At 70.8% G+C, this 21573-nt stretch carries 17 protein-coding genes and 1 riboswitch; of the genes, 6 read left to right on the forward strand and 11 right to left on the reverse strand.

What is annotated here, in order from left to right:
* Positions 1 to 43 precede the first annotated feature (43 nt).
* On the forward strand, positions 44 to 793 hold the full coding sequence (locus OG734_RS37935; RefSeq protein WP_330291946.1) for a ZIP family metal transporter: 750 nt from the start codon (positions 44 to 46) through the stop codon (positions 791 to 793).
* Between the two features lie 29 nt (positions 794 to 822).
* On the opposite strand, the gene cobI is transcribed toward OG734_RS37935, so the two are convergent.
* From cobI to OG734_RS37985, 10 genes are all read right to left on the reverse strand, one after another.
* A complete protein-coding gene (gene cobI / locus OG734_RS37940) occupies positions 823 to 1560 on the reverse strand; it encodes a precorrin-2 C(20)-methyltransferase (RefSeq protein ID WP_330291947.1) in 738 nt (245 codons plus the stop codon).
* Entirely contained in the window at positions 1557 to 3062 is a 1506-nt protein-coding gene (locus tag OG734_RS37945; RefSeq protein WP_330291948.1) for a cobyrinate a,c-diamide synthase, read from the reverse strand. Before OG734_RS37945 ends, cobI begins: the two co-directional genes overlap by 4 nt.
* Positions 3056 to 3655 carry a cob(I)yrinic acid a,c-diamide adenosyltransferase gene (gene cobO, locus OG734_RS37950; protein ID WP_330291949.1) on the reverse strand — a complete coding sequence of 200 codons (600 nt, stop codon included), beginning with the start codon at positions 3653 to 3655 and terminating at the stop codon, positions 3056 to 3058. The genes OG734_RS37945 and cobO overlap by 7 nt, the downstream gene beginning before the upstream one ends.
* Complete coding sequence (locus OG734_RS37955) at positions 3655 to 5682, reverse strand: putative cobaltochelatase (RefSeq protein WP_330291950.1); 2028 nt, start codon at positions 5680 to 5682, stop codon at positions 3655 to 3657. Before OG734_RS37955 ends, cobO begins: the two co-directional genes overlap by 1 nt.
* The gene (gene cobN / locus OG734_RS37960) at positions 5679 to 9335 is read right to left on the reverse strand and encodes a cobaltochelatase subunit CobN (protein WP_330291951.1); all 3657 of its coding nucleotides are present in this window, start codon (positions 9333 to 9335) and stop codon (positions 5679 to 5681) included. Before cobN ends, OG734_RS37955 begins: the two co-directional genes overlap by 4 nt.
* Positions 9332 to 10855 (reverse strand): cobyric acid synthase, encoded by a 1524-nt coding sequence (locus OG734_RS37965; RefSeq protein WP_330291952.1) that lies wholly within the window; start codon positions 10853 to 10855, stop codon positions 9332 to 9334. Before OG734_RS37965 ends, cobN begins: the two co-directional genes overlap by 4 nt.
* Positions 10852 to 11799 carry a cobalamin biosynthesis protein gene (locus OG734_RS37970; RefSeq protein ID WP_330291953.1) on the reverse strand — a complete coding sequence of 316 codons (948 nt, stop codon included), beginning with the start codon at positions 11797 to 11799 and terminating at the stop codon, positions 10852 to 10854. The genes OG734_RS37965 and OG734_RS37970 overlap by 4 nt, the downstream gene beginning before the upstream one ends.
* Positions 11800 to 11909: 110 nt before the next feature.
* A riboswitch (cobalamin riboswitch) is annotated at positions 11910 to 12055 on the reverse strand.
* A gap of 176 nt (positions 12056 to 12231) precedes the next feature.
* Positions 12232 to 12453: a hypothetical protein gene (locus tag OG734_RS37975; RefSeq protein WP_330291954.1), complete on the reverse strand. Its 222-nt coding sequence runs from the start codon at positions 12451 to 12453 to the stop codon at positions 12232 to 12234.
* A 40-nt stretch (positions 12454 to 12493) separates the two neighbouring features.
* A complete protein-coding gene (locus OG734_RS37980) occupies positions 12494 to 13759 on the reverse strand; it encodes an inorganic phosphate transporter (protein ID WP_330291955.1) in 1266 nt (421 codons plus the stop codon).
* A 141-nt stretch (positions 13760 to 13900) separates the two neighbouring features.
* Complete coding sequence (locus tag OG734_RS37985) at positions 13901 to 14671, reverse strand: lysozyme (RefSeq protein WP_330291956.1); 771 nt, start codon at positions 14669 to 14671, stop codon at positions 13901 to 13903.
* 198 nt (positions 14672 to 14869) lie between these two features.
* Here OG734_RS37985 and OG734_RS37990 point away from each other — a divergent pair, with 198 nt between their 5' ends.
* The 3 genes from OG734_RS37990 (at position 14870) to OG734_RS38000 (ending at position 18477) form a co-directional block, all read left to right on the forward strand.
* On the forward strand, positions 14870 to 15592 hold the full coding sequence (locus OG734_RS37990; protein ID WP_330291957.1) for a class II aldolase/adducin family protein: 723 nt from the start codon (positions 14870 to 14872) through the stop codon (positions 15590 to 15592).
* Between the two features lie 79 nt (positions 15593 to 15671).
* Complete coding sequence (locus OG734_RS37995; RefSeq protein WP_330291958.1) at positions 15672 to 16808, forward strand: alpha/beta hydrolase family protein; 1137 nt, start codon at positions 15672 to 15674, stop codon at positions 16806 to 16808.
* Between the two features lie 256 nt (positions 16809 to 17064).
* Entirely contained in the window at positions 17065 to 18477 is a 1413-nt protein-coding gene (locus OG734_RS38000; protein ID WP_330291959.1) for a hypothetical protein, read from the forward strand.
* Between the two features lie 117 nt (positions 18478 to 18594).
* Here OG734_RS38000 and OG734_RS38005 read toward each other — a convergent pair whose 3' ends face one another.
* Positions 18595 to 19008 carry a VOC family protein gene (locus tag OG734_RS38005; RefSeq protein WP_330291960.1) on the reverse strand — a complete coding sequence of 138 codons (414 nt, stop codon included), beginning with the start codon at positions 19006 to 19008 and terminating at the stop codon, positions 18595 to 18597.
* A gap of 289 nt (positions 19009 to 19297) precedes the next feature.
* Here OG734_RS38005 and OG734_RS38010 point away from each other — a divergent pair, with 289 nt between their 5' ends.
* Both OG734_RS38010 and OG734_RS38015 read left to right on the forward strand, forming a co-directional pair.
* On the forward strand, positions 19298 to 20896 hold the full coding sequence (locus OG734_RS38010) for an ABC-F family ATP-binding cassette domain-containing protein (protein WP_330291961.1): 1599 nt from the start codon (positions 19298 to 19300) through the stop codon (positions 20894 to 20896).
* A gap of 352 nt (positions 20897 to 21248) precedes the next feature.
* Positions 21249 to 21470, forward strand: a complete 222-nt coding sequence (locus OG734_RS38015) for a helix-turn-helix domain-containing protein (protein ID WP_006123601.1) — start codon at positions 21249 to 21251, stop codon at positions 21468 to 21470.
* Positions 21471 to 21573 lie beyond the last annotated feature (103 nt).

Raw genomic sequence — 21573 nt, forward strand, 5'->3', positions numbered from 1 at the left:
TGTGGAGGTGCGCGAAGGCGGGTCGATCGGATAGCAAGGGCACATGGCGGTCTTCGTCGCGCTCGGCGCGTTCCTGATGACGCTGGCCGGCGGCTGGACGGCACTGCGTGTGACCGACCGCCGCCATCTCGTCCTGGGCTTGGCCGGCGGCCTGATGCTGGGTGTGGTCGGCCTCGACCTGCTGCCGGAGGCGCTGGACGCGGCGGGCGACGAGGTGTTCGGCGTACCGGCCGCGCTGCTGCTGTTCGTCACCGGCTTCCTGCTGGCCCATCTGGTGGAACGTCTGCTCGCGGTACGACAGGCCGCGCACGGCGCAGCCACCGGGATCGGGGAGCACGGGGCGAACGGCGGCCGGACGCCCCAGGTGGGCCTGACGGCCGCCGCGGCCATGGTCGGCCACAGCGCGATGGACGGCGTCGCGATCGGCGCCGCCTTCCAGGTGGGCGGCGGTATGGGCCTCGCGGTCGCGCTCGCTGTGATCGCCCACGACTTCGCCGACGGCTTCAACACGTACACGATCACGAGCCTGTACGGAAACGCCCGCTGCAAGGCCCTGGCCATGCTGTTCGCCGACGCGGCGGCACCGGTCGTCGGCGCGGCCTCGACCCTCTTCTTCACCATCCCCGAACAGGCGCTCGGCAGCTATCTCGGCCTCTTCGGCGGCGTACTGCTCTACCTCGCCGCCGCCGAGATCCTCCCTGAGGCCCACCACGAACACCCCACCCACTCGACGGTGCTGTGCACGGTCGCGGGTGTGGGGTTCATCTGGCTGGTGGTGGGCCTGGCGGGGTGAGCCCGAGCGTGTGCCGTCGAGGCGGTGGTTCACAACTTGCCGCCCCGGCCGCCGGCGCGTGGCGCTGGCGCGATGAGAGTGGACAGGTACGGGAGCGGCGCACCGTCGAGTTCACCGGCGGGCCGGATGGACTCGTCCTCCAGTCCCAGAGCCGACCCCCACACGGCATCGTCGATCCGCCCGCTCTCCCGCAACGCCTCGGCGACCTCCTGGGCCTGCCGCCCGAACTTGTACGCCACGACAGTGCCCGGCCCGCCCAGAGCCTCCTTGAGCACGGCGGCCCCCGCGGTCACGGGCACGAGCGTGAGCGGCTCGGTTCCCTCGGTGAGCACGGCCCCCGACCGCGCCGCCAGATCCTGCATGGCGGTGATACCGGGCACGGTCTCGACGACCACGGACGGCACCAGCTCCCCGATCGTCTGGGCGAGATAGGTGAACGTCGAGTACACGTTCGGATCCCCGATGGTCGCGAAGGCGACGACGGAATGCGCCCCGAGCAACTCGGCGACCCGAGCACCGGCGGCATCCCAGGCAGCCTCGCGCCGCGTCCGGTCGGTCCGCTCATTGAGCGCGAAGACGACCCGAACGATCTTCTCCGCGGGCACATAGTGCAGCACGGTGGCCTCGGCGCGCCCCCGCTCCAGGGTGTCCATCACGGGTACGACGACCACGTCGGCGCCGCGCAACGCGTTGACACCCTTGACGGTCACGAGCTCGGGATCACCGGGCCCGACCCCCACACCGATCAGCCTGCTGATGCTGCTCATGACGTCCGGCACCTCTCCACGAACCGACGGGCGACACCGGGCGAAGACGCCCAGTGCGTATGCAGATAACTCGCGTGCACACCGCGCTGTACAAACCCCTCGACCCGCCGCTCCGCACCCCGCACACCCCAGGCGGGAGCCGTCCCCGCCCCGGGCTCGACGACGGTCCGATGAAACTCGTGCCCACGCATCCGGGTACCGGCCACCGCGAGCGAACTGTCACTCACGGCCACCGCGTCCCGATAACCGAGGGTGAGCCGATCAGTCATCCGGGCGGTGGCATCGAGCACCCCGCACATGGGCCGCCCGTCCAACTCCTGGCACAGATACAGCAGCCCGGCACACTCGGCGGCAACGGGCGCACCACTCTCGGCGAGGGCCGCGACGGACTTGCGCAGGGGCTCATTGGCGGACAGCTCCGCGGCAAACACCTCAGGAAACCCGCCACCGATGACCAACCCCCGTGTCCCGTCCGGCAGTTGCTCATCCCGAAGCGGATCGAACACGACGACCTCGGCCCCGGCGGCCCGCAACAACTCGACATGCTCGGCATAGGAGAAGGTGAAGGCGGCTCCACCGGCGAGAGCGACGATCACCCCCAGCCCGTCCCCGGTCACTTCTGAGGCGCGCCCCGGCATATCCAGCCCGTCCGGCGTTTGAGGACGAGGCCCGTTCAGGGCCGTAGGGGGGTCTGGGGGCGCAGCCCCCAGTGGGGGTCCCCCCTCTGGGGGAGGGACGGGTAGGGGCGGCGGGGGCGAGGAAACCAAAACCTCACCCGCATCCCACCCCGCGCAAGACAACGCCCCCGCACTCCGCGCCACCCCCAACACCGCTTCGAGATCGCACCCTTCCGAAACCTGCGCCCCCATCGCCGCCACAGCCTGCGCCGCAACCCCCCGGCGCTCGGCAACCGGCACCAATCCCAGATGACGAGACGGCACGTCCACCTGCGGAGCCCGCCGAAGCACCCCCAACACAGGCACCCCCACCGACTCCAACGCCTCCCGCAGCATCTCCTCATGCCGATCCGACGCGACCTTGTTGAGAATCACGCCCCCGACCCGCACCTCCGGATCCCACGACACGAACCCGTGCACGAGAGCCGCCACGGACCGGGACTGCGAAGACGCGTCCACAACCAGCACCACCGGCGCCCGCAGCAACTTGGCCACCTGAGCCGTGGACGCGAGCTCACCCTCGCCCGCGGCCCCGTCGTACAGCCCCATCACGCCCTCGACCACGGCGATGTCACACCCACGCGCCCCATGCAGGAACAACGGCCCGACCAACTCGGGCCCGCACATGTACGCGTCGAGATTCCGCCCCACCCGCCCGGTGGCGAGCGCGTGATACCCGGGGTCGATGTAGTCCGGCCCGACCTTGTGCGGAGACACGGCAAGCCCCCGCGCGGCGAACGCGGCCATCAACCCCGTGGCAACGGTGGTCTTGCCGCTGCCCGAGGAGGGCGCGGCAATGACCAGCCGGGGCACAGATGTCACCACTCGATCCCCCGCTGCCCCTTCTGCCCGGTGTCCATCGGATGCTTGACCTTGGACATGTCCGTCACCAGATCCGCGAACTCCACCAACTTCTCCGGAGCGTTCCGCCCGGTGATCACCACATGCTGGGTTCCCGGCCGGTCCCGCAGCACCGACACGACCTCATCGACATCGACCCACCCCCAGTGCATGGGATAGGCGAACTCGTCCAGCACGTACAACTTGTACGTCTCGGCGGCGAGATCCCGCTTGACCTGCTCCCAGCCCTCCCGGGCCTTCTCCTCGTTGTCTAGCTGCGCGTCGCGCTGAACCCAGGACCACCCCTCGCCCATCTTGTGCCAGTCGACGGAGCCACCCTCCCCACTGGCCCCCAGCACCCGAAGCGCGTTCTCTTCCCCCACCTTCCACTTCGCCGACTTGACGAACTGGAACACCCCGATGGGCCACCCCTGATTCCAGGCGCGCAGCGCAAGCCCGAAAGCAGCAGTCGACTTGCCCTTCCCGATCCCCGTATGCACGACGACAAGCGGCCGATTACGACGCTGCCTGGTCGTCAGACCGTCCTCCGGCACGACACTCGGCTGTCCCTGAGGCATTACGCGGCCCTCCTGTTGCCCTGAACGTCCCTGACCAACCCGGCAATTGAATCGGCCCGCAGCTCATCCAGCGTCACAGCGGTACCCCCCAAGTCACCGGCGAGCTGAGCAGCCAACCCGAGCCGCACAACGCCCGACTCACAGTCGACGACGACCGAGGCAACCCCCTCGGCCGCGAACAACCGGGCCGCCCGCGCCCCGAGCGCGACCGGCTCGGGCCCCCCGGTGGCCCGCCCGTCGGTCACGACCACCACGAGCGCCCGCCGCGCCGGATCCCGGAGCCGCTCGACCCGCAGCACGTCATGCGCCTTGAGCAGCCCGGCACCGAGCGGCGTCCGTCCACCCGTGGGCAAGGACTCCAGCCGAGCCGCAGCCGCGTCCACGGAGGACGTCGGCGGCAACGCGACCTCGGCACCCGCCCCCCGAAACGTCACGAGCCCCACCTTGTCCCGCCGCTGATAGGCATCGAGCAACAACGACAGCACAGCGCCCTTGACGGCACTCATCCGCTGCCGAGCCGCCATCGACCCCGAGGCATCGACGACGAAAAGGACGAGATTCCCCTCGCGCCCTTCCCGAGTGGCCTGCCGCAGATCGTCCCGCCGCACGACCAGCCCACGCCCGACCCGCCCCCGCGCCCGCTGATGAGGCGCGGCGGCCTGCACGGTGGCCGCCAGGTGCAGCTTGGTGAGCGCCCCTTGAGGCCGCCGGGACCCCGTCGTCCGCCCCCGCTCGGTACGCGCCCGCGACCGCCGCCCGGCAGCGCCCTCACCCACCCCGGGCACACTCAGCACCTTGGTACGAAAGGGCTCCCCGGCCCGCACGGGCTGCTGCTCGCCGGAACCGGCCCCCGAGGGCTGCGGCTCGCCGCCTTCCCCGGCCTCGGGCTGCGCGCCGGCGTCACCCCCCTGCGGACCGTCGGACTCCGGGGCCTGCCCACCGCCACCACCGGGCCCTTCCGGCCCCGGATCAGGGTCAGGGTCATGTTCGGGATCCTCGTCCTCACCCGATCCCTGCCCGCCGAACTCCTCCAACGTCTCGTCGAGCTTGTTCTCGTCAAGTCCCGGCGCGTCAAAGGGATTCCGCCGCCGCCGATGAGGCAGAGCGAGCAACGCGGCCTGCCGCACATCCTCGGCCAGCACGTCGGTACGCCCCGCCCAGGCGGCCAGCGCGACAGCGGTCCGCGCCATCACGATGTCGGCGCGCATCCCGTCGACCTCGAAGGCGGCACACGTAGCGGCGATCTGCCGCAACGCCCCGTCGCCCAGCCGCACGGACGGCAACAGCTCCCGCGCAGCCACGATCCGGGCTCGTACGGCGGACTCCTCATCGGCCCACCGCGTGACGAACCCGGCAGGATCGTCGTCGTACGCCAGCCGCCGCCGAACGACCTCGACCCGCTGATCGGGCTCCCGCGAGGCCGCGACCTCGACGGTCAGCCCGAACCGGTCGAGAAGCTGCGGCCGCAGCTCACCCTCCTCGGGATTCATGGTCCCCACGAGCAGGAACTTCGCCGCATGCCGTACGGAGACACCTTCGCGTTCGACGTAGGAGGCGCCCATCGCGGCGGCGTCCAGCAGCAGGTCGACGAGATGGTCGTGGAGCAGATTGACCTCGTCGACGTACAGAATCCCGCGATGCGCGTCGGCAAGCAGCCCGGGCTCAAAAGCCTTCACGCCCTCCGCGAGCGCCCGCTCGATGTCGAGGGCACCGACAAGCCGGTCCTCGGAGGCACCGACGGGCAGCTCGACCATACGGGCGGCCCGGGACGCGGAGGCCCCGGCCTCGTGCGGCCCATCAGGACAGGCCGGATCGGGCGCCCCGGGATCACACGAGAACCGGCACCCGGCGACGACATCCACCGCGGGCAGCAGCGCAGAGAGGGCGCGCACGGCAGTGGACTTGGCGGTGCCTTTCTCGCCGCGCACCAGCACACCACCCACCGCCGGTGAGACTGCGTTGAGCAGCAGCGCGAGCCGCAGGTCGTCCTGGCCGACAACGGCCGTGAACGGAAACGGGGTACTCACTTGTCGTCGCCCTCCAGATCGCCTTCGAGCTCCAGGTAGGTCGCGCGCAGCCGCTCGATCGTGTCGGCGTCCGGTTCGGCCCACAACCCGCGGTCGGCGGCTTCCAGCAACCGCTCCGTGATTCCGCGCAGCGCCCACGGGTTGGACGTCTTCATGAAGTCCCGGTTCTCCGCGTCGAAGACGTACTCGGCGCTGAGCTTCTCGTACATCCAGTCGTCCACGACCCCGGCCGTGGCGTCGTACCCGAACAGGTAGTCCACAGTCGCGGCCATCTCGAACGCACCCTTGTACCCGTGCCGCCGCATCGCCGCCATCCAGCGGGGATTGACCACCCTCGCCCGGAAAACGCGGTGCGTCTCCTCGCCCAGAGTCCGGGTCTTCACCTGGTCGGGAGTCGCCGAATCCCCGACGTACGCCTCCGGACTCGCCCCCGTCAGATGCCGCACCATCGCGACCATGCCGCCGTGGTACTGGAAGTAGTCGTCGGCGTCGACAAGATCGTGCTCCCGGGTGTCGACGTTCTTCGCCGCCACCGCGATCCGCCGGAACGCCGTCTCCATGTCCCCCCGAGCAGCCCGCCCGTCCAGCCCGCGCCCGTACGCGTAACCGCCCCACACGGCGTACACCTCGGCGAGGTCAGCGTCGCTGCGCCAATTCCGCGCATCGATCAACGGCAGCAGCCCAGCCCCGTAAGCCCCCGGCTTCGATCCGAAGATCCGCGCCGTAGCCCGCCGCCGGTCCCCGTGCTCGGCGGCATCCGCGTCCACATGCGCCCGCACGAAGTTGGACTCGGCCGGCTCGTCCAGTTCCGCGACCGCCCGTACCGCGTCGTCGATCAGCCCCACCACATGCGGGAACGCGTCCCGGAAGAACCCGGAGATCCGCACCGTGACGTCGATACGAGGCCGCCCCAGCTCCTCGACCGGTACCACCTCGAACCCGGTCACCCGGCGCGACGCGTCGTCCCACACCGGACGGCAGCCGAGCAGCGCCAGGATCTCGGCGATGTCGTCGCCCTGGGTCCGCATGGCCGACGTACCCCAGACCGTCAGACCGACGGACGTCGGATACTCGCCGTTGTCGGTCAGATAGCGTTGCACGAGCGAGTCGGCGAGTGCCTGGCCGACCTCCCAACTGAGCCTGGACGGAATGGCCTTGGGGTCGACCGAGTAGAAGTTGCGCCCGGTCGGAAGGACGTTCACGAGTCCGCGCGTGGGTGAACCCGAGGGCCCCGCCGGGACGTAACCGCCGTCAAGTGCCTTGAGGATGTGGGTGATCTCGTCCGTCGTACGGGCCAGCCGGGGCACCACCTCACGGCAGGCGAACTCCAACACCGCGACGGCGTCCGGAAGTTCGAGGCCCAGTACGTCCCGTACGAGAGCGGGAACGGTCGCGGCGTCCCACGCCCGCTCCTCCATGCCCTCCGCGAGCCGCCGGCACAGCTGCTCCAGCAGATCGATCGCGTCGGCGGCCGACCGGGACGGCCCGTCGACCAGGTCCGTCAGCTCGACGGGCAGCTTCAGCGGAGCCCCCGGCTCGGCCAGCAACTCCTTCTCGACCAGACCGAAGTGCTCGGCCAGGCAGGCCCGCAGCCCCGGCAGCGCGTTCGCCGTACCGCCCCACACCTGCGAGGCACGCAGCACCGCCAGGACGAGGTTCACGCGCGGCTCGGCCTCCGGGCCGCCGCCGAGAATGTGCAGCCCGTCCCGGATCTGCACGTCCTTGATCTCGCACAGGTAGCCGTCGATGTGCATGACGAACTCGTCGAACGCGGCGTCGTCCGGCTGGTCGTCCACATGCAGGTCGTGATGCAGCTCGGCCGCCTTGACCAGCGTCCAGATCTGCGCGCGCACCGCCGGCGCCTTCGTCGGGTCCAGGTCGGAGACGAGCGCGTACTCGTCGAGGAGCTGCTCCAGCTTCGCCAGGTCGCCGTACGTGTCCGCGCGTGCCATCGGCGGTACGAGGTGGTCGACGACCGTGGCGTGCCCGCGCCGCTTGGCCTGGGTGCCCTCGCCCGGGTCGTTGACGATGAAGGGGTAGACGAGGGGGAGTTCCCCGAGCACGGCGTCCGGCCCGCACCCCTTGCTCAGCCCGAGTCCCTTGCCGGGCAGCCATTCCATGGTGCCGTGCTTGCCCATGTGGACGACGGCGTCGGCACCGAACGAGTTTTCCAGCCACCGGTAGGCCGCCATGTAGTGGTGGGAGGGCGGCATGTCCGGGTCGTGGTAGATCGCGATCGGGTTCTCGCCGAAGCCACGCGGCGGCTGGATCATCACGACGACGTTCCCGAACTGGAGGGAGGCCAGGACGATGTCGTCCCCGTCGACGTACAGGCTGCCCGGAGGCTCGCCCCACGCCTCCAGCATCCCGTCCCGCAACCCGCCGTCCAGCTTGTCGAACCACGCCTGATAGTCGGCCAGCGGCACGCGCGCGGGCGCTGCGGCCAGCTGGTCCTCCGTCAGCCACTCCACGTCGTGACCGCCGGCCGCGATGAGCCGGTGGATCAACTCGTCGCCGTTGTCGGGGTATTCGGTGAGCGAGTATCCGGCGGCGCGCAGTGCGTCCAGCACCCGTACCGCCGACGCGGGTGTGTCCAGCCCCACCGCGTTGCCGACGCGGGAGTGCTTGGTCGGGTAGGCGGTGAAGACGAGCGCGAGCTTCTTGTCGGCGTTCGGCTTGTGCTTCAACCGGGCGTGCCGTACGGCGATTCCGGCGACGCGCGCGGCCCGCTCGGGGTCGGCGCGGTACACGGGTACGCCGTCCGGGCCGTCCTCCTTGAAGGAGAACGGAACGGTGATGAGCCGGCCGTCGAACTCGGGGATCGCGACCTGCATGGCCGCGTCCATGGGGGAGAGGGCGGCGTCCGAGGCGTCCCACGTACTCCTCGACGACGTGAGGCAAAGCCCTTGCAGCACAGGCACATCGAGGTCGGCGAGTGCCCCGATGTCCCAGGCCTCCTCGTCACCGCCGGCCGAGGCCTCGGAGGCGTGCGTACCACCGGCGGCGAGGACGGTGGCGATCAGGGCATCGGCCCCGGCGAGCAGCTCGTACATACCCGCGTCGGCGCCGCGCAGTGAACCGCAGTACACGGGAAGGGCGTTGGCGCCCCGCGCCTCGATCGCGTCGCACAGTGTGTCGACGAACCCGGTGTTGCCGCTGAGCTCGTGGGCCCGGTAGAAGAGCACCCCGATGGTCGGACGGCCGCTCTCCCGCGCGTACGAGCCGTGTACCCCGTACTCGGGCATCTTCTGCGGCTCGACGAACCCCTCACCGGTCAGCAGCACGGTGTCGGACAGGAACCGCGCCATCTCCACGAGGTTGTCCGGCCCGCCCTCGACGAGATAGCGCAGCGCCTCCGCGACCACACCGGCCGGCACCGACGACTCGGCCATCAACTCGGCGTCGGGCACGGCCTCGCCGCCGAGCAGCACGGTGGGCACACCGGACGTCTTCAGATAGGCGAGCCCGTCCTCCCAGGCCCGCTTGCCGCCCAGCAGCCGTACGACGGCGATGTCCGCGCCCTCGACGAGCGCGGGCAGCTCCTCCGCGACATCCACCCGGGTCGGATTGCCGATCCGGTACGAGGCACCGGAAGCGGCCCGGGCCGCCAGCAGGTCCGTGTCGGCGGTCGACAACAACAACACTGTGCTCATGCGGGCGCTCCCGGTGGAATGAAAGGCAGTCCTTGCGGCGCGCCCGACTCGATGAGCCGCCAGAGCGCGTCGGTGTCCGCGTGCTGTTCGACGAGATCGCCGAGCAGGTCGAGCTGTTCCTCGCGCAGCCCGGCGAAGGAGGTGTCGGGGGCCGGCACGAAGCGGCGGCCCGCGGCGGCGGCCACCTCGCGCAGGAAGGCACGCCGGAATCCGTCCGACTCCAGCGAGCCGTGCCAGTGCGTACCCCAGACGCTCCCGACCCGGCACCCGTCCAAGAAGGAGTCCCCGCCGGTGACTTCGGCGACCCCGTGATGAATCTCGTACCCCTCGACCTGTTCGCCGAGGGCGGTGCCGACGGGCCGGGTGAGGGTCTTCTCGCGGGCGAACCGCACCCTTACGGGAAGGACCCCGAGCCCTTCGACGTGGCCCTGCCGGCTCTCGACCTCGTCCTCGATGTGCTCGCCGAGAACCTGGAAGCCACCGCAGATGCCGAGCACGGGCCGCCCCTCGGCTGCCCGGCGAGTAATGGCGTCCGCGAGCCCGCGCTCCCGCAGCCAGGCCAGAGCACGCACCGTCCCCCGCGTCCCCGGAATGACGACGAGGTCGGCGTCGGCCAGTTCCTCCGGCCGGTCCACGAACCGCACCACGACGCCCGGTTCGGCGGCGAGCGCGTCGACGTCGGTGAAGTTGGACATCAGCGGGATCGCGCAGACGGCGACCCGGAGCACGTCCTCCCCGACGGGTGGCGAGACGTTGGACTCCCGCACGGTCCCCCGCAGGGACACCCGAAGCCCGTCCTCCTCGTCGATACCGAGCCCGTGCCGGAAGGGCAGCACACCGTAGGTCGGCCGTCCGGTGAGCCCGAGGAGCATGTCGAGCCCGGGTTCCAGCAGGCTGACGTCCCCGCGGAACTTGTTGACGAGGAACCCGGCGACGAGCGCCTGGTCCTCGGGAGACAGCAGGGCGACCGTTCCGAAGAAGGAGGCGAAGACCCCGCCACGGTCGATGTCGCCGACGACGAGCACCGGGAGCCGGGCGTTGCGCGCGATTCCCATGTTCACGATGTCGGTCCGCCGGAGATTGATCTCGGCGGGAGAACCGGCCCCCTCACAGATCACCGCGTCATACGTGCCCCGCAGTTCGGCCAGGCACTCCAGCACGGTCCCGAGAAGTTGCTGCTGCCGCCCCCCGTGATACCCCCGCGCACTCAACTCGCCCACCGGCTTCCCCATGAGCACGACCTGGCTGCTCTGCTCGCTCCCCGGCTTCAGCAGCACGGGATTCATGAGCGCCGTCGGCTCGATCCGGCACGCCTGCGCCTGCATGGCCTGAGCCCGCCCGATCTCGGCACCTTCACGCGTGACGAAGGAGTTGAGGGACATGTTCTGCGCCTTGAACGGCGCGACCTTGACCCCCTGTCGCACGAGCCACCGGCAGATCCCGGCGGTGACGACACTCTTTCCGGCATCGGAGGTGGTCCCGGCGACGAGCAGCCCGCCACCGACAGTTCCGCCATTCAAGATGTTGTCCGCCCCTTCGCGAGAAAGCGCCCGGCGACACTGACACCGAGGGCCAGCCAGGTCACGCGCCGGGACAGCCGCACGGCCCGTTCGACATCGTGGACGCCGACGGCCCGCCCGGACTCCCCGTTGAGTACGGGCCGATGCTCGACCCGCCCCCCGTACGACAGCGTTCCGCCGAGCCGGACCCCCAGCGCCCCCGCGAAGGAGGCCTCCACGGGCCCGGCGTTGGGACTGGGATGCCGCTCGGCGTCGGCACGCCAGGCACGGACGGCCCCGCGCGGATCCTCGCCGGCGGCGGCGGCGAGTACGGCGGTCAGCCGCGCCCCCGGCCAGCCGGCGAGGTCGTCGAGCCGGGCGGAGGCCCAGCCGTACCGCCGATACCTCTGCGACTTGTGCCCGACCATGGCGTCAAGGGTGTTGACGGCCCGGAACCCGACCAGCCCGGGCACCCCACCCACGGCGCCCCAGACCAGCGCGCCCACGACGGCGTCGGAGGTGTTCTCGGCGACGGACTCGACGACGGCCCGGGCGATCCCGTCGGAGTCGAGGGCCTGTGGATCCCGTCCGCAGAGGTGGGGCAGCCGCTCCCGTGCCCCCTCGATGTCCCCGGCCTCCAGCGACCGGCCGATGGCCCGAGCCTCCCGGCCGAGGGAGGTCCCGCCGACGACGGCCCAGGTGGCGGCGGCGGTGAGTGCGACGCAGGCGGCACGGGACGGACGTACGACGCAACCGGCCGCCACGGCAAGGGAGACGGCGCCTCCCACGCACACGGCGGTGTGCAGCGCGCCCCACCCCCGGTGGTCCCGCCAGAGCACCCGTTCGACGACGCCGGCGGCCCGCCCGAACGCGGCGACCGGATGCCCGCGACGAGGGTCGCCCAGGATCAGGTCACCGAGGAGTCCGGCGGTGGCGCCGTACGCGAAAACGCGATCGGCACGCATCGGCTCAGCCGGCCGTGGGATCGGGCAGCGGCCCAGGACAGGCCCTGGTGCTGTACCTCAAACGGCAGGCGAGCATGGCGATATGTCCTCACTCAGGGTGTCCACGCCCTGGTTCGACGAGACCGGCGGCAAGAGTTCCTGGCTCCCGGGGTTACCTACCCCGGTGACAGTGGCGGGACCGCGCCGGATTCACACCGGCTTCCTCTTCTGCCGCCGTACATGGCCCCGGCAGTCCACCACGGGCCCGGAACACCCGTCAACTTGCCGTTGACCTGGAAAGGAGGACTGTGCTGAGCCCCACACCGTGCCCGGTTCGGGGCGACGATCGGGGCGAACGCCGGGCCGACGAACGAACGCCCGCCCTGCCCGTGACCACCGACAAGGTGGCCACGGTCAGAGCGGGCGACGAGGACGTGTCCGGGTGTCCGGCCCTCAGGCCACGATCAGATAGATCCCGTACGCCACCACAGCCGCACAGGCGGCGAAGCACGCGTACGCTCCCGTGACCGCCAGCCCCGCCGACTCCCCCTGCGCGACCGCCCGTTCGCGGCGCGAGAGTCCGACGATGCCCAGGGTGAACACGCCCACCATGGCCACGGTGATGACGAGACTGACGCCGAAGACGGAGCCGAGGGCTGCCCAGTCGATCTTCATGTTGCTTCCTTCTGCTTCTCGCTCGGACCGGGAGCCGGACTCAGAGGGCCGTGGCCGACGGCTTCGCCGTGACCTCGGCCGGGGAGGGGATGGTGGCAGTCAGGTCATCGGTGACGGAGACGGTGCCGGTCGGGGGCGGGGTCACGGCGGCGATGGCGGTCGTGATGACACCCGCGGGCTCCGCGGCCTCGTCGTTGACGTCCTCGACGTCGTTGACGTTCGTGGCGTCGATCACCTCGCGGCGCGACACGACCCAGATCGCCGTGCTCGAGGCGATGAGGAAGACGGCCACCAGAGCCGTACCCCAGTCGCCGAAGCCGGTGACGTACTCCGCCAGCGCGCCGACGACGGCCGCCGCCGGCAGCGTCAGTCCCCATGCCACGAACATTCGTGTCGCCGTCGACCAGCGGACCACGCCGCCCTTGCGGCCGAGGCCCGCGCCCATCACCGAACCCGACACCGAGTGCGTGGTGGAGAGGGAGAAGCCGAGGTGGGAGGAGGCCAGGATGACCGTCGCCGCGCTGGTCTGGGCGGCGAAGCCCTGCTGCGGCTGGAGGTCGGTCAGGCCCCTGCCCATCGTACGGATGATGCGCCAGCCGCCCAGGTACGTGCCGAGCGCGATGGCCAGGCCCGCGGAGAGGATGACCCACACCGGGGGATCGGAGTCGGGGGAGACGGCGCCGCCGGCGACCAGGGCGAGGGTGATGATGCCCATCGTCTTCTGCGCGTCGTTCGTGCCGTGGGCCAGTGACACCAGGCCCGCGGAGGCGATCTGGCCGGCCCGGAAGCCCTTCTCCGCCGCCTTGCCCTCGGCCCGCTTGGCGCCGAGCTTGTACGACAGGCGGGTTGCCAGCATGGCGGCGATGCCCGCGACCAGCGGCGCGGCGATCGCCGGGATCAGCACCTTCGTCACCAGCACGTCGCCGTGGACCGCGCCCGTCCCCGCCGAGGCGATGGTCGCGCCGATCAGACCGCCCATCAGAGCGTGCGAGGAACTGGAGGGGAGCCCCACCAGCCAGGTCAGCAGGTTCCAGAGGATCGCGCCGACCAACGCGGCGAAAATCACCTCGGGACGGATACCGCTCTCGTCCACGAGGCCCTTGGAGATCGTGTTGGCGACCTCGACGGAAAGGAAGGCGCCCACGAGGTTGAGCACGGCCGACATGGCGACCGCGACCTTGGGCTTGAGCGCACCGGTCGAGATGGTGGTGGCCATCGCGTTGGCGGTGTCGTGGAAACCGTTCGTGAAATCGAACGCAAGCGCGGTGACGACCACGATCGCGAGGATCAGCGAGAAGCTTTCCATTTACCCAGATTTCTTCCGTACGGTATTGGCTGTAGGACCGTAGGCAATCTGGATGAACGGAAGGTGAACTGATGGGGGATGCTGGATGGCCGGAAACGGAGCGCCGCTCCTCCGGAGCCGCCGGACGAGCGACGCCCGTGGTCAGTACCCCTTCGCGAACTGTTTGAGCTGGGCCGATGACCCGTTGAAGACGTTCTGGTCACCTGGCAGCGAGCCGCTGTTGTCGTACTGCCAGAACGTCCAGAACTTCCAGCCGCCGGATGGCAGCGCCCCCGCGTCCGCCGCGTTGTAGCGGGCCAGCCACAGGGCGTGTTCCGAGGTGAAGACAGTGCCGCTGTTCGTGCAGTTGTTCCACCAGTGGGCGGTCGTGTAGATCACCGGGCGGCGGCCGGTGAGCCGGTTGACCTCGTCGCTGAAGGCCGTGATCCAGTCGGCCATCCTCGTCTTGCTGAGGCCGTAGCACTTCTGCTTGCCGTACGGGTTGTACTCGATGTCGAGCGCGGGCGGCAGCGTCCAGCCGTCCGCGCGCCAGGCCCCGCCGTTGCGCACGAAGTACCGGGCCTGGGTGGCACCGGACGACTTGTCCGGCAGCGCGAAGTGGTAAGCGCCGCGGAGCAGGCCCGCCGCCCGCGAACCGTCGTACTGCTGGCTGAAGTACGGACTGCGGTAGGTGTGGGACTCGGTCGCCTTGACGTATACGAAAGTGGCGCCCTTCTCTTTCGCGGACTGCCAGTTGACGTTCTTCTGGTGCGACGAGACGTCGTGCCCCTTCGGCTCACCCGCCGCCGAGACCGGAGCCTCCGTCAGAACGGTTCCCCCGATGGCGATCGCCGCCGCGGTGGCCGCGAGGGCGCGGGAGCGGCGCGGCGGTTTGCGATGGACGCGTACGAACAGTTTGCGATCACGGGCCATGTGTCCCCCCGGAAATGGCTTCACGCGTGACAAATCCCCAGGAGGCTACTGGAAGATCGACCGATCTCCGGCGGTCCCCGGCCAAAGCGCGCGCACACGCCGATGCGCGCGCATACGCGCCCTTACGGTCCCCGGAGTTCCCGCCTACAGTGCCCTCGCCCGGCGCCGGTTCGCGGCCGTGCCTGGCAGGATCGGGGCATGGCTGAGCAGCGACGGGACAGACGTGACGTGCGGGACGACGCACAGGGGGCGGGCGAGGCGGAGGGGCGTGCCGTGTCCGACGAGACGGTGCGCGCCTGGGCGGCGCTCGTCGCGACGGCCCGCCGCACGGTGGCCGACGGGCTGGTCGTCGGCACCTCCGGCAACGTCTCCGTGCGCGTCGGGGACACCGTCCTGGTCACACCGTCCGGCGTGCCGTACGACCGGCTCACCCCCGAGGGCATCGTCGGCGTCGACCTGACCGGCCGCCAGATCCTCGGCACCCTGACCCCGACGAGCGAACTGCCCATGCATCTCGCCGTCTACGGCGCCACAGACGCCCGTGCCGTGGTCCATACCCACGCCGTGCACGCGACCGCCGTCTCGACGCTCGTGCGAGAGCTGCCGCTGATCCACTACATGGCGGGCGATCTCGGGGGCCCCGTCCGGGTCGCTCCGTATGCGACGTACGGCACGGAGGAGTTGGCCGAGAACATGCTCGGCGCCCTGGCCGGTCGTGCGGCCTGCCTCCTCCAGAACCACGGCACGCTCACCCACGGCGCCACCCTCGACCAGGCGTTCGACCGCACCGCCCAGCTGGAGTGGATGTGCCGCGTCTGGCTGACGGCGTCCTCCCTGCCCGGCCTGTCCCCGACGCTGCTGTCGGAGGAACAGGTGAGAGAGGCGGGGGAGCGGCTCAAGGCGTACGGGCAGCGGGGGTAGCAGGGGTAGCCGGGAAGGGCCTCGGTTTTGCCCCGTCCTCCCGCTGGCCGTCGGAGCGCTCCGCAAGGAGACTGGGTCCGTGCGTCCAGTGACCGCGACGGCCGCTGCCGTCACCGCAGCTCTGGCAGCCGGCGTCGCCAGTGTCGCCGCCGGCCGCTACGCCAGCGACGCCGCGCTCAAGGCACCCCCGGGCAGGCCCCTGCCCACGGAACCCCGGCTCACCGTGCACTTCACCGCCGCCGGCCGGGTCGCCCTCACACGGGCCCTGGCCTCGCAGCGCCCCGGCACCTATGGCCTCGCCGGCGAGGGAACCCACGCGGTCGTCGGTCCCGTCCTGAACCACGCCACCCACTCCGCCGACACCGTCGTACGCCGCCTCGAACGGGTCACCCACGGCACCCTGGAACCCCGCGACAAGGTCTGGCTCACCCCGAACGTGCACGTCGGTGACCCCGGCACCGCTCTCGGACTCGAATACCTCGACATCGAGATCCCCGGCGAACTCGGCGCCCTGCCCGCGTGGTTCGTGCCCGGGGCGCGCAGCACCTGGGTGATCACCGTGCACGGCCTCGGTGCCACCCGCGAGCATCCCCTGAACGTCCTGCCGTTCCTGCACCGCCAGCAGTTCCCGGTCCTCGACCTCGCCTACCGGGGCGACCCCGGCGCACCCCGCCCCCAGGACGGGCTCGGTCACCTCGGCGAGACCGAGTGGCGCGACGTCGACGCCGCGATCCGGCACGCCCTGCGGCACGGCGCCGAGCACGTCGTCCTGTACGGCTGGTCCATCGGCGCGACCATGGCACTGCGGGCCGCCACCCGCTCCGCGCTGCGCGACCGTGTCACCGGGCTGGTCCTGGACTCGCCGGTGCTCGACTGGCAGACCACCCTGCGTGCCCTCGCCACGGCCCGCCGCACGCCGGGCGCGCTGCTGCCGCTGGCGGTACGCGCCGCCCAGGGCCGCACGGGTCTGCACGGTGGCCCCGAGGGAACCGCCGCCGAGGCCACCGACCCCACCCGGCTCACCGTCCCCGCCCTGATCCTCCACGGCCCCGCCGACACGATCGCCCCCTGGACCCCCTCCCGCCGCCTCGCCGCACGCCGCTCCGACCTGATCACCCTCCACCAGGTCCCGGACGCCCCGCACGGCGCGATGTGGAACGTGGACCCGACGACGTACGAGGAAACCCTGCGCCGCTTCCTGACCCCGCTGATGTAGCCGGTGCGGCTGCGCGTCCGCCCCGGCCACTTGCGGCGACGGGCGGCCCCGCGCGTCCCCCGCCTCGCGAAAACAGCCTGGTCCGCGGCACCTCACCCCCTCACCGCCGCACCGCGAACCTGCTTCCGTTTAAGGCTGCACCACTGGCTTGAACACCCTCCTCGGCCCCCGCCCGAACCCCCTCCCTCGGCCGGCCCTGTGGCCCGCCGTTACATTCCGTTTGGGTTTTCGGACCGTCAACCGGAAGACTGCACCCGTGACGTCCCGTATCCCGCGCGACTCCAGGCTTCGACTCGTCCGCCCGCGACCCCTGGCCGCCGCCCCACGAGCGATGAACCAGCGGCGCTCGCGCCGCCCCGCCCCGCGTCCGCCCGAGGGCACACCAGCCCCGGCGGAACTGGCCAGAATGGCCCGCTCCGGTCTGGCCGGCGCGGCACGCGTCGCCCGCTGGGCCGACCCCTCACTCAGGCCCGGCCATGACGGCGGGTCCTCCGACGGCAGGGGCACCCTGTCCGACGCCACCGCCGAACGGGCAGCCGCCGAACTGGGGCTGACCCCGGATCAGGTCCGCCACGACTGGGACACCGCCCGGCTGGCCGGCCTTGTCGAGGTGCACGGCGACATCGCACGCCCCGGCTGGCGCCTGCGCGCCTGGAACCGTGACGACAGCGCCGTACTGCGCGGCTGGGTCGCCCTCTTCGACGCCTGGTCGATCGCCCACCCGGAGGCCGCGGACCACGAACCCGCCGCCGTCGCCGAGGTCGTCTCCGCGATGCCCCAGGTGCTCTCCTTCCTCCAGCTGTCCGCGGGGCCCGTCCCCATGGAGCAGCTCCTGGACCTGCTGGAGCAGCGGGTCACGGAACTGCGCACCGAGCGCTGCGAGATCCCGTACGGCCCCCAGCCCGAGCCGGTGCCGCAGCAGCCCGAGGCCATCGCCGTCGTCGACACCCCGCTCGCCCCCCTTCTCGACTGGGCCCTGCACGCCCTGGCCTTGGTCGGTGCCCTCACCTACGGCGCCGGTCATGCCACCCTCACCCCGCTCGGCAGCTGGGCGGTGTGGGTCAAGCTGGAACAGATCTGCGTCGCCGCGCAGAGCCCGGCCGGCAACATCGAGCAGAACGCCGAGGACATGCTGCGCGGCTGCTCCCAGCTGCGTCCCAACGCGGCCCGCGCCGAGTACCGGGCCTGGCTCGCCGCCCGCCCCGTCGGCAGCGCGGTCGCCGAGCTCCTCGACGCCGCCCGGGGCGAGGACGCCCTGCTGCGCGGTCTCGCCTTCGAGGCCCTGCGCGTGGTCGGCGGCCCGGCCGAGCCCGATGTGCGCGCCGTGGCGGAGAAGACCCCGCTGCGGCCGTACGCCCTGCTGTGGCTGGCCGAGCACGACGGGATCGACCCGGAGGACGCCCACGAGGTGCTCACCCGGGAGGAGGCCACCTGGATGTGGGTCGACACCGCCGCGGCCGTCGCCGACCACGGCGAGGCGCCGCTGCTCGTACGTCATCTGGAGTCCGCGGTGCAGCCCACGATCCCCGCGCTCCTCGACGAGGTGCGCGCGGTCGGTCACCCCCGCACCGTCCAGGTCCTGGTCGCCCTCGCGGCCGCCCACCCCGACCCGGCCCTCGCCAAGGCCGTACGCCGCGCCGCCTTCCAGGTGCACACCGGGGGCAACTAGGACCTGTCCCCCCGCTCACCGGTACTGATGCGGCGCCGTCGCTTTCCTGTGACTTGATCGGCCGGACAGGCTCTATACGGCGACCGGGCGGGCCGGGGCGGACGGAGACGGAGAAGGTCAGGCCTGTATCTCGGGTGTGTATGTGCCGAAGCTCCAGATGTTGCCCTCGGCATCGCGTGCCATGTAGTCGCGCGAACCGTAGTCCTGGTCCGTCGGGGGCATCACGATGTCCGCGCCGTGCTCCACGGCCTGCTGGTGGTGTGCGTCGACGTCGTCCACGACGACGTACACCCCGCACGGGCCCGCGTCCTTCATCGCCGCGTCGAAGACGCCGCCCCGGCCCTTCGAGCCGAGCATCACCGCGCCGTTGCCCTGCATCAGCTCGGCGTGCAGCACCGAGCCGCCCTCTCCCTCGTACACCGACACCTCGGTGAAGCCGAACGCCTCCGTGAGCTGCCGGATCGCCGCCTTCGCGTCCGCGTACAACAGTGTCGGATAGATGCTGGGACGCCCGCCGCCCGTGCCTGCCATACCCATCACTCCCTCGGGTCACGCTGCCGCCAAAACCGGCAAACCGGAAAAGAATTGGCCTGCGCCCAGTCTTGCACCGACCACTGACAACGCCCCGTCTGAGCTGCGGCGCCGGGGGGCGGCAGGCACGGATGGTCCGACCGGGGGACCCGTCCCGAACGCCCGTACGCAGAAAAAGTGCTTGCACGACCCCGTTAGACTTGGCCCATGGCCATTCTCCTCGCGCATTAGACGGCGGGAACGTCCTCAGCCGCCCACCCCGCCAACAACCCCGCCCTGGAGTCTGTCCGTGATCTCCGCCTCCGGTATCGAGCTGCGCGCCGGCGCCCGTGTCCTCATCGAGTCCGCCACCTTCCGTATCACCAAGGGCGACCGCATCGGTCTGGTCGGCCGCAACGGCGCCGGCAAGACGACCCTCACCAAGGTCCTCGCGGGCGAGGGCATCCCCGCGGCGGGCCAGATCGCCCGCTCCGGTGAGGTCGGCTACCTCCCTCAGGACCCCCGTACCGGCGACCTGGACGTGCTGGCGAGCGACCGCATCCTCTCCGCGCGCGGGCTGGACACCCTGATCCGCAAGATGCGCGAGAACGAGCAGCGCATCGCCAACGGCGCGGGCGCCACCCGCGAGAAGGCTCTGCGGCAGTACGAGCGCCAGGAGACGGAGTTCCTCACGAAGGGCGGTTACTCCGCGGAGGCCGAGGCTGCCACCATCGCCGCCGCGCTCAACCTGCCCGACCGGGTGCTCGGTCAGCCCCTGCACACGCTCTCCGGCGGTCAGCGCCGCCGTATCGAACTGGCCCGCATCCTGTTCTCGGACGCGGACACCCTGCTGCTCGACGAGCCGACCAACCACCTCGACGCGGACTCGATCGTCTGGCTGCGCGACTACCTGAAGACCTACCGCGGCGGCTTCATCGTCATCTCCCACGACGTCGACCTGGTCGAGACGGTCGTCAACAAGGTGTTCTACCTGGACGCCAACCGGGCCCAGATCGACGTCTACAACATGGGCTGGAAGCTCTACCAGCAGCAGCGCGAGGCCGACGAGAAGCGCCGCAAGCGCGAGCGCCAGAACGCCGAGAAGAAGGCCGCCGCGCTGAACGCGCAGGCCGACAAGATGCGCGCCAAGGCCACCAAGACGGTCGCCGCGCAGAACATGGCCAAGCGCGCCGACCGGCTGCTCGCCGGGCTCGACGCGGTGCGGGTCTCCGACAAGGTGGCCAAGCTGCGCTTCCCGGAGCCCGCGCCCTGCGGCAAGACCCCGCTCATGGCTGAGGGCCTGTCGAAGTCGTACGGCTCCCTGGAGATCTTCACCGACGTCGACCTGGCCATCGACAAGGGCTCCCGTGTCGTCATCCTCGGCCTGAACGGCGCCGGCAAGACGACCCTCCTGCGCCTGCTCGGTGGCGCCGAGAAGCCCGACACCGGAGAGGTCATCGAGGGCCACGGACTCAAGCTCGGCTACTACGCGCAGGAGCACGAGACCCTCGACCCCGAGCGCTCGGTCCTGGAGAACATGCGCTCCGCCAACCCCGACCTGGACCTGGTCGAGGTCCGCAAGACGCTCGGCTCGTTCCTGTTCTCCGGCGACGACGTCGACAAGCCCGCAGGCGTCCTCTCCGGCGGCGAGAAGACCCGCCTCGCGCTCGCGACCCTCGTGGTCTCCTCCGCGAACGTGCTCCTTCTCGACGAGCCGACGAACAACCTCGACCCGGCCAGCCGCGAGGAGATCCTCGGCGCGCTACGCACGTACAAGGGCGCCGTCGTCCTCGTCACCCACGACGAGGGCGCCGTACACGCGCTCCAGCCGGAGCGGATCATCCTGCTGCCGGACGGCGTCGAGGACCTGTGGGGCGCCGACTACGCCGACCTGGTGGCCCTCGCCTGACGGTCACGATCACTTGATCGAATCGCTGATCCACTTCCTCTGGATCATTCGGCCGATCCGTGATCCACCATCTGTGTGAGATCTCCTCATACCGAGGTGTGTCCTACATCCATTTCACGGCCGGGCCCTTCATCGACAGGGGCTCGGCCGTCGCGCGTTCCTGACCAGGCATTTCGCGGAACAACTCGTTCGGCCGTACGGACAGCCAGCCATGGAATTGCAAATTCCGCTTGTGGGGATGCACTCCTGTCGTCAAAACCTTGTCTCACGGACCTTGCCGAATGGGTGGCCATGACGCGCTTGAGGGGTGATCATGAGAGGACCAGAGCGCACTTCCCACGAGGAGGCACGGGTGGCCGAGACTCTGAAGAAGGGCAGCCGGGTAACCGGCGCCGCGCGCGACAAGCTCGCGGCAGACCTGAAGAAGAAGTACGACTCCGGTGCGAGCATTCGAGCGCTGGCCGAAGAAACCGGTCGCTCGTATGGCTTCGTACACCGGATGCTCAGCGAGTCGGGCGTCACGCTCCGTGGACGGGGCGGGGCGACACGGGGCAAGAAGGCCGCTTCGGCCTGATCCCCGACGACTCGTCGGCTTCGATGGTGACCACCCGGTCGGTCGGCTGACCGGCCGGGTGGTTACTGTGCAGTCACTTAGGTGTGTCCCGCGTGGGGCAAGC

The sequence above is a fragment of the Streptomyces sp. NBC_00576 genome (assembly GCF_036345175.1).
In the GTDB taxonomy this organism is placed as follows: Bacteria; Actinomycetota; Actinomycetes; order Streptomycetales; family Streptomycetaceae; genus Streptomyces.